Origin of the sequence: Snodgrassella sp. CFCC 13594 (assembly GCF_001590725.1) — a bacterium.
Classification (GTDB): domain Bacteria; phylum Pseudomonadota; class Gammaproteobacteria; order Burkholderiales; family Neisseriaceae; genus Snodgrassella.
Map to the genome: position 1 here is coordinate 1 of NZ_LQXR01000067.1, position 835 is coordinate 835.

General features: G+C 46.8%; 1 protein-coding gene and 1 pseudogene. Both read left to right on the top strand.

The window, feature by feature from the left end; all coding sequences use genetic code 11:
- A pseudogene (locus A2F46_RS11720) lies at positions 1-451 on the top strand (hypothetical protein); the annotation flags it as partial.
- 117 nt (positions 452-568) lie between these two features.
- Positions 569-835 (top strand): TrbC/VirB2 family protein (locus A2F46_RS11725; RefSeq protein WP_231867800.1); only part of this gene is annotated, 267 nt, incomplete at its 3' end.

Sequence of the window (835 nt, forward strand, 5' to 3'; positions counted from 1 at the left end):
CCTAGCGCATTACGGACTCAGCTACGAAACGGTGTTCGATCCGTGTAAAAACATCGCTGCCGGTGCCAAAATCCTGACAGATTGCTTCAGCCGAGCTGAGGGTGGACGCATGACTCAATCTGCATTACAAAAATCCTTTAGCTGTTATTACAGCGGAAATTTTCGGTTTGGGTTTACACGTGACTTCGGTGGCCAACCTTCGTATGTTCAAAAAGTGGTCAATAGCGCTGCACTAAATTCAGATAACACTACGCTTCGCGTACCCGCAATTGATAGCCGTTCATCTATCATCACTCCATCACGGGCACCGAAAGCCAAGTCTAATCCCACACCTTACTTACAACCCGCCGTGGCCACTTACAATGCTTCAAATCAGAATGAAGTGACCACCGAACAGCCCGCTAAAGCAGAAAGGATTTACCCAGGTTGGGATGTTTTTAGAGAGTTCTAATCCTGAAGCAGTATCTAGATATCCACCAATAGGTGGTTTTTTTGTGCCAGCCGCTCACGCGGCTTTTTTGTGTCTGCCGCTTTTGCGGCATTTTTATTTCTATAAGGAAATAGTCTTATGAAAACTGTAGTTAAACAGCGGTACCAGTTCAATCCTGCCATGACGGGCAAAGCAGTGGCTCTGATGTTATTGGCCAGTCTATCGCCATTGGCTTTGGCCGCAGGGTTTGAATCGGATGCCACCAATATTGTGACTCAAATCCGTACCGCCATTTATGCCATTGTCGGTGTCTGTGCTGGCTTAGCCCTTTTATGGTGTTTTGCAATGGGTTGGTCAGGTCGTAAGACTTGGACAGATGTATTGGAGCTGGGTCTTTGGATTGTT